Raw genomic sequence first — 7,533 nt, 5'->3', positions numbered from 1 at the left:
TATATCCAAATTTTAAACGCGAACGTTGTTGTACAAATAATCCTGCATCAACTCCATCTGGTAAAAGGCTTCCAAAACCATTTAAATATTCTAACCGAGGCCTGATATCTGCATCAATACTTAATTCTTGTGCATAATTTTGAATTATAGTAAAAATCAATACTATTAAAGGTATTTTTATTTTCATATTTCTATATTTTAGATTGAAGATAAAAAAAATACGTACCATTATGATTCATAATAAATACGTATTTTCTCTTACTAAATTAACACTTAAAATTACAATTTAACCTTTTCGTATAAGCTGGTTACAGCATTAAATGCTTTTGTAAGTTCATTACTAATTCTGTACATATCAGCAGGCTTAATCCCTTGTTTAAATAGCTTATCCTTGTTAGATTTAACCTGATCCCATTTTGACATTGCAACTCCTAATTTCTCATCTATTCGTGTGTTATTAAAATTTGAGATTAATAACATGCTAATAGCACCGTCCAATTCATTGTATACATTCTTTAACATTTGCTCAGAATTTTTATCTTTTATTGTAGGTTGATTCGCAAAATAATACAACGCCAACCTTTGAGACAACATTCGTTGTCTACCGGCCATATTGATAATTTGTTTTAATTCTGTATCTTCTTCTCCTAAACTATCGTCTTCTAATAGAGATTCCTGACTATTATTAGCTCCTTTAGACTCAACTATAATAGCAGAAACCACATTATTCGAAGCTTTTAAAAGATCAGTATTCATCTCAATAATTTTCTTTGCATTATCATAATTAGGTGTAGTTTCTATCAATTTTTTAAATTCTTTCCAGATTGATTCAACTGTTGCTATTCTATCCTTGGTAACTTTATAGCCCGAGTTTTGTAATAAGATACTATTTTGTTTTTCAAAAATCAATTTACTGGTTAGTAAATCTCGTTTTGCAACAGCATCACTTGGGTTTTCCACAATATATAAATATGCTTTTGCTATTTTTTGACTAAGCATTCGCTGTTTCCCTGAGATATTTACTGCTTTATTAAAGTTTAACATTCCATAAGAATTGCTTTGTTGGGCAATAATAGTATTTGAAACTGGCATCATTATTCCTATAAAGAATAGTATTACCATAAATTTGAGTGTAAAAATTTCTTTTTTCATGTAATTGAATTATAAGGTTATTGTAATTTTAAATTTGGGGTATTAATACTCTTCTAGAGCAAATGTTTTAACTTTATTATCTGAAGATAATCCGAGAACTAAAACAGAGGATGCATTTTCGAATTCTGTTAAATACCTCCTATTTCCATCTTCTTCTACTAAAAGAGTAGATTCGCTCATAGTACCTTTTGAAGCGTGGTTCTCCTCAATAAAACTTTTTACTTTATCCAGAGAAAATGTTGATTGTAAATCAGCTGAGAAAACGCTAAAAATTTTATTAGCATCTTTAGCATTATACCCTTCAGATATAGTGGTTATTATGGTTTGATAATCATTGTCGGTTTGCGAGAAACCAAATTGCACAAAACATAAGAGCACAATTGTATAGGTAATTTTATTCATAAGATATTGGGGTTAATGATTAATATTTTACATATGTTTGAATGTACTATAGTACTTTTATTAGGGTCTAAATTAAATTAGATATAAGTAAAAAACACTTATAGTAGTTGAAATACCATTTTCTTCCTGTCAAATACCTTCTTAAGAAGATAATTGGATAATTTATAAGCCTGTTTTTTTCTATAAAAGCCTGTGTGAAGTCTTAAAAACATATTGAACTGAAAATCAATATGATATCAATATATAAAACAATTATGGTTAAACCATAATAAAATTACGTTTATACATCAAAAATTAACATGTGTTTATTAATGCAATTAACTGTAAAACATACACTTAAAACATTTCAAAACAGTAATAGCAACTAAAAATTAACATTATTTCATTTTTTGTTAAATAATAAACTTTAAACAAAAAATAGTATCTAAATCAATCAGTATATTTACTTTAATGAATTTAATCGTAAAAATTATAGTTAAGATTCTTATCATAATCTTGTTAACTGTTACCACACAAATAGGAGGAATTATTTATCTATGTACGGACCTATTGTTTTTAAGAAAAAAAATGAGGAAAAAAGCGATTATAAAAACAATCACATTTTTTTCTATATATACTTTTGTTACCTTTTTAATCCTTCCTTATGTAACTCCTCTTTTTGGAAGAGTAAAAATTAAAGATTCGTCAACTATAGAAGCACATACTTTTTTAACTAAATTCTTGAATAGAAATTATGTAACACCACAATTACAAAATGCACTACAGCAAATTGCTCATTCATTTGAAGAATCAAATCCAGAAATCAAATTAGTATATCTAGATGCTAATTTTCCTTTTATTGATAATTTCCCATTACTTCCACATCTTAGTCATGATGATGGCAAAAAAATTGACATTTCGTTTATTTATAAAAACCAAGAACATCATATAGTTAATAAAAAACCTTCTATTAGTGGATACGGAGTATTTGAATCTCCTACCAAAAATGAACATCAGCAAACCACAATTTGCAAACAAAAAGGATATTGGCAATATGATTTTACTCAATATTTTACTTTCGGAACAGTAAACAAGAGTCTAAAATTTTCTAAAAAAGCTACAAAAGATTTACTTTTGGAAATTGTAAAACAAAAACAGGTCAGTAAGTTGTTTATAGAACCTCATTTACGATATCGTTTGGGCATACAAAGTCCTAAAATTAGATTTCAAGGATGCCGGGCTGTAAGACATGATGACCATATACATCTACAAATAAGATAAAACTATGCAAACCCAATCACTTTCTCTATATCATATTATCCAGGCACCATCAATCAAAAAAGAAAAAACCCCAGTGTTATTTATGTTTCATGGATATGGAAGTGATGAAAATGATCTTTTTTCTTTTGCAGCAGAATTACCTGAAGAGTTATGTATCATTTCGGTTCGTGCTCCGTATCCTATGCAGCCATATGGAAATGCCTGGTATGCTATCTATTTTGATGCTGCTCAAGGTAAGTTTAGTGATGACAAGCAAGCCATCGAATCCAGAGATAAGATTGCTAATTTTATTGATGAAGCTGTAAATGCATATGATTTAGATTCAGATAATGTTACTCTTCTTGGGTTTAGTCAAGGTACTATTTTGAGTTATGCCGTGGCACTCTCCTACCCTCAAAAAGTTAACAATGTAATTGCTCTTAGTGGATATTTGAATGAAGATATATTAAAAGAGGGATATAAATCTAATGACTTTTCCAAGTTAAACTTGTATTGTTCTCATGGTAGTGTGGATCAGGTTATCCCTGTTGATTGGGCTCGTAAAGCTCCTGTCTTACTTAAAGAATTAGGGATAGAAACTTCATTACATGAATTTCCTGTAGGACATGGTGTTGCTCCACAGAACTTTTATCAGTTTAAGGAATGGCTGAGTACATTGATCTAATGCTTATTATAAATCAATAATAATAATAATAATAATAATAAGGTAAGTAATATAGAGGATTGAGATTCCAGCAAAAAGAACAGTATAACTTTACTATTCAATAATAAACGAAAATTTTATGATTTAATAATTATCTATATTTATCATTTAGCCCTATTCCCCTGTTAATCATAGGAATAATTTTTTCAAGCCTTGATAATTTTGTAGCTTCTCGTTTTGCAGTAGCAATATATTCTACATATTCTTTTTGTTTAAAAGGAGCTAATTGCTCAAAACATTGTTTAAAATCTGAATCTGAATTTAATGCATTGGATAATTCCAGAGGAAATTTTACATCTTTTGATTTGTTTGGTTTAATTTCTTTTCCATCCTTCTGATTTTGAATCGCTTCTTGTACATACTGAAGCACCAGATCTTTATCAATATCCTTTACACTATTAAATCTCCATTGTCGCAGCCCTTTAGTTTTTCCTTCTTGAGCGTTTACCAATGCATTAGAAACATCCTTAAGAAATACCCCTTGAAAAAACCAAATACCCACATAAGATTTAAAAGCACCTAAACCTATTACATTTTTATTGTTAATCGTATATACAGGAGCTCCCCATTTTATAGTTTCTTTCAATCCTGTAGAAAGCGCTATACTTCTTAGAACCTCTAAAGCCTCTTTCCAATTTTTATTTTTTATAATGAATTCTTCTACTGATTTATTTTTTTGCATGACTTAATGTATACATCAACCCTACTTTACTTTCTTCTTAATGTTGAAAAAGCTACAACTTCATTCTCATTTAATATATAGTAACTAAAGCTAATATGATTTTCATCTACTTTAGTGAGTATAACTTTCCCTTTTTCTATACAGGCATTAGTGTTTTCTATTATTAATTCAGAAAAAATAGCTCTACCATTAGAATAGTCTATCAATTCCCAATTTCCATTACATTTAAGACTAGGGTATTCTATATTAAACAACTTTTTAGTGGCATTAATATTTAGATTAATAGACCAGGTATAAGTTTCTTCAAAATCTAATTGACATCCAACGCCTTCCCATTGACCATTGAGCCATAATATATCATTAGATTTACACCCCGTTAGGCTTAGGGCAATAAGCAAAAAAAGTATATTCTTTAGTTTCATTTTGTGTTATATAATGTTGAGTTACTAAGTTGATTAAGTGCCTTAATATACTATTTTATATATAAAACCAAAGAAATTTTATCTCTTCTCTAATATAACAAACCTTATAATGTATTATTCATAAAAAACTGATAAATTATAGTATCCTAAATTACAGTAGTACTACAACAAAATATTCATGTTTTTAGTTTCAGCAGAATTCCAGTTAAAAGATAATACTACCGTTTTATCTTCTTCACTCCAATCAAAAGAAATTGATCTATCATCTATCTTAACTGATTTTGGTTTTTCATTAATATTATGTATAACTAAAGAAATGTTTCGATCACTTGATGTATAATTTATTCCTTTTTTTGCAGATAGATAAATAGATAACTCCCCTGATGATGTTTTACTATCAAATTTTAATATTTCATATTTTCCATTTTCAAAAGCCATAGGTGTTTTACCATCATCATCGTATAATGTCCCAAAACTCTTTTTGACCATACTATCATAGTAAAAATGTAGTACTAAATCTTTGGTAGAATATTTATCTGTAGTTAAAACCGGCGCTATCATCGGAATAAAAGCTCCTCCTTTTACAAATACAGGAATATGATCTTTTTCAACATTAACGGTTTTATACCCTCCTCCTTCAAATTTTTCTCCTGTAAAAAAGTCATACCAATTTATTCCCTTTGGAAAAGGAACATCCATAGACGCTATTCCGGGTTGTATAACCGGAGATACTAGAAAATCATCTCCCCATAAATACGTAAAACTTAGTTCTAATAGTTCTTTATCATTAGAATGTTCAAAAAACAAGGGACGCATTAAAGGCATTCCTGTTTGATTATTATTAAAAGCGATCGTATAATTATAAGGTAACAAACTATACCTAAGTTCAATACTTTTCTTGGCTAAAGCTTTTGTTTTCTTATCATGAAAAACAGGCTCTGGTGCAATGTGTTCTTGTGCGTGGGGTCTGAATATTGGTTGAAACACACCATATTGTAACCAACGTGTATATAACTCAGCGTCAAAAGTTTCTCCACCAGCAAATCCTCCAAGATCAGAATGCATATATCCCATCCCCTGCATTCCCATCTGAAGCGCTATTTCTGTTTGTGGTTGTAATCCTCCCCAAGTTCTATTTACATCTCCAGACCATGGTATCATACCAAAACGTTGTGATCCTGAATACCCTGCACGCATTAATATAAAAGGACGCTGATCTGCAAAATCTTTATGATATCCTTCTTGTATCATTCTCGCCCAATCATGACCATATATATTATGGACTTCGTCTGCACTTCCTACGGCATGTTGTAAATCTGATGGGTGCACCTCGGGTTCTCCAAGATCTCCCCACCAACCTGCTACACCAAAATCTTTAACATGCTCTTTGTAAATATTCCAAAACCATTCTTTTCCTTTGGGGTTATAAATATCAATAATTCCTGTATTACCAAAGTAAAAATCATAGGTAAAAGGTTTCCCTTCTATATCAGTTCCTAAAACTCCTTTTGACACTGCTTCATCCCATTTCTTAGAAGATGTTAATACAAACGGCTCTGTAATAAGAACCGTTTTAACGCCATTAATCGCAAAATCATTAATCATTTGTTTTGGATTGGGAAATGAGTCTTTTAAAAACTCAAGATTTCCCATATGCCCTTTAATATCTTTTCCAAACCAATAAATATCTAAAATTACAGCATCTAAGGGGATACTATCTTTTGCAAATTTTTCTACGGTCTCACGAGTTTCTCTTTCAGAATGATACCCAAAACGACTAGCAAAATTTCCAAAAGCCCATCTAGGCGGTAAAGGTTGTTTACCTGTTAGTTCTGTATACTCATACATTAAATTTTTCCAATCATCCCCAGCTATTACCTGATATGTTTTTCGTCCGCCTATTGTTTCGTACCCAAGTGTATTATCTTTTTCACTATCAATATCCAGAAACCCAATAGGTGCATTATCAAAATGTACTGCATATATCTTAGAAGAAAGCACTAAAGGCATAGTAAAATTCATTAATTCTGATTGGGTTTCATATCCATAATGAGCTTTATTGTATAATTGAAGTCTCTTACCTCTCCTATTCATTCCAACTACTCTGGATCCTGCTCCATAAATTACTTCGTCTTTATCTAAATTAAAGTTTAATATTTCTAAAGAATCTGTTTTTACGTATCCATCTTTTTCAGATATTAATTCTTTCCCTTTGTAGGTGTATGAAATATGAAATGGTTCTTTAGTAATATGAATATCAATACCATTAGTATTAATGGTTAAAATACTATCACTATCAACAATAGCTGTCTTTGTTAATCTGGGTTTCAAAATAACCGCATGAGATGTAGAATCAAATGTTTCTCCTTTGGGGATAAACGAAGTTTCTATAATTTTATCTGAATAGATTTTAAACCTATATTTTCCATCTTTTTTATAAACTTCTATATATCCATTTAAATTCTTATAACCCTGATAAGATCCTTCATATTTTTTTTTACATGAAATAATGGTTGACGCAACTATTATAGAAACTGCAAAATGTAGAAACTTGATATTCATCCTTGACGTATGTTTTCTTAAATATATTGAAATCAAATATAATTTAATCCTCTTAGAATACTCCTATAACCCCTTACCCTGCTTGAGAATTATTGAATTTTCATCAAAATTCAATTTATGTAATAAGAATCACAATATATCACTACAACGTTTTCGTACAAGTTCCTAATTTAGTTTTCATGTTCATCCTGGGTATTACACAATCATAAAACAGCTAACCTTATCCTAAACATTTGTTTAAAGAAGATAAACGATTTGGTAATATACAGCGCGTAATTTTATGAAGTCATTAACCAAATTAATCTTAAACGTAATACACATCATGAAACGCCATTACCAAATCATTTCAA

At 29.8% G+C, this 7,533-nt stretch carries 7 protein-coding genes and 1 pseudogene; 2 read left to right on the top strand and 6 right to left on the bottom strand.

Annotation, left to right across the window (positions count from 1 at the left end; translation table 11 throughout):
- The 3 genes and pseudogenes from FOF46_RS10355 to FOF46_RS10345 form a co-directional block, all read right to left on the bottom strand.
- A pseudogene (locus tag FOF46_RS10355) lies at window positions 1–187 on the bottom strand (alginate export family protein); the annotation flags it as partial.
- Window positions 188–279: 92 nt separating this feature from the next.
- Window positions 280–1,152: a type IV pili methyl-accepting chemotaxis transducer N-terminal domain-containing protein gene (locus FOF46_RS10350; protein WP_143916410.1), complete on the bottom strand. Its 873-nt coding sequence runs from the start codon at window positions 1,150–1,152 to the stop codon at window positions 280–282.
- 42 nt (window positions 1,153–1,194) lie between these two features.
- Window positions 1,195–1,554 (bottom strand): hypothetical protein, encoded by a 360-nt coding sequence (locus tag FOF46_RS10345; RefSeq protein ID WP_109438491.1) that lies wholly within the window; start codon window positions 1,552–1,554, stop codon window positions 1,195–1,197.
- 567 nt (window positions 1,555–2,121) lie between these two features.
- Between FOF46_RS10345 and FOF46_RS10340 the strand changes: the two genes are divergently transcribed.
- A complete protein-coding gene (locus FOF46_RS10340) occupies window positions 2,122–2,814 on the top strand; it encodes a hypothetical protein (RefSeq protein WP_244299604.1) in 693 nt (230 codons plus the stop codon).
- Window positions 2,815–2,818: 4 nt separating this feature from the next.
- Window positions 2,819–3,478 carry an alpha/beta hydrolase gene (locus tag FOF46_RS10335; protein WP_109438489.1) on the top strand — a complete coding sequence of 220 codons (660 nt, stop codon included), beginning with the start codon at window positions 2,819–2,821 and terminating at the stop codon, window positions 3,476–3,478.
- Between the two features lie 130 nt (window positions 3,479–3,608).
- On the opposite strand, the gene FOF46_RS10330 is transcribed toward FOF46_RS10335, so the two are convergent.
- From FOF46_RS10330 to FOF46_RS10320, 3 genes are all read right to left on the bottom strand, one after another.
- Window positions 3,609–4,199, bottom strand: coding sequence for a YdeI/OmpD-associated family protein (locus tag FOF46_RS10330; RefSeq protein ID WP_143916408.1), 591 nt, complete (start codon window positions 4,197–4,199; stop codon window positions 3,609–3,611).
- 26 nt (window positions 4,200–4,225) lie between these two features.
- Window positions 4,226–4,621: a hypothetical protein gene (locus FOF46_RS10325; protein WP_109438487.1), complete on the bottom strand. Its 396-nt coding sequence runs from the start codon at window positions 4,619–4,621 to the stop codon at window positions 4,226–4,228.
- A gap of 162 nt (window positions 4,622–4,783) precedes the next feature.
- Entirely contained in the window at window positions 4,784–7,183 is a 2,400-nt protein-coding gene (locus FOF46_RS10320; RefSeq protein WP_143916407.1) for a glycoside hydrolase family 31 protein, read from the bottom strand.
- Window positions 7,184–7,533 lie beyond the last annotated feature (350 nt).

This window comes from Aquimarina algiphila (assembly GCF_007489275.1).
GTDB classification, from domain to species: Bacteria; Bacteroidota; Bacteroidia; order Flavobacteriales; family Flavobacteriaceae; genus Aquimarina; species Aquimarina algiphila.
This window is presented reverse-complemented; position numbering and strand designations above follow the sequence as displayed.

Excerpts from the sequence above, each read along its gene's own strand:
- FOF46_RS10320 (WP_143916407.1), bottom strand. The coding sequence starts at position 7,183 with ATGAATATCAAGTTTCTACATTTTGCAGTTTCTATAATAGTTGCGTCA.
- FOF46_RS10350 (WP_143916410.1), bottom strand. The coding sequence starts at position 1,152 with ATGAAAAAAGAAATTTTTACACTCAAATTTATGGTAATACTATTCTTT.
- FOF46_RS10345 (WP_109438491.1), bottom strand. The coding sequence starts at position 1,554 with ATGAATAAAATTACCTATACAATTGTGCTCTTATGTTTTGTGCAATTT.
- FOF46_RS10340 (WP_244299604.1), top strand. The coding sequence starts at position 2,122 with ATGAGGAAAAAAGCGATTATAAAAACAATCACATTTTTTTCTATATAT.
- FOF46_RS10325 (WP_109438487.1), bottom strand. The coding sequence starts at position 4,621 with ATGAAACTAAAGAATATACTTTTTTTGCTTATTGCCCTAAGCCTAACG.
- FOF46_RS10335 (WP_109438489.1), top strand. The coding sequence starts at position 2,819 with ATGCAAACCCAATCACTTTCTCTATATCATATTATCCAGGCACCATCA.
- FOF46_RS10330 (WP_143916408.1), bottom strand. The coding sequence starts at position 4,199 with ATGCAAAAAAATAAATCAGTAGAAGAATTCATTATAAAAAATAAAAAT.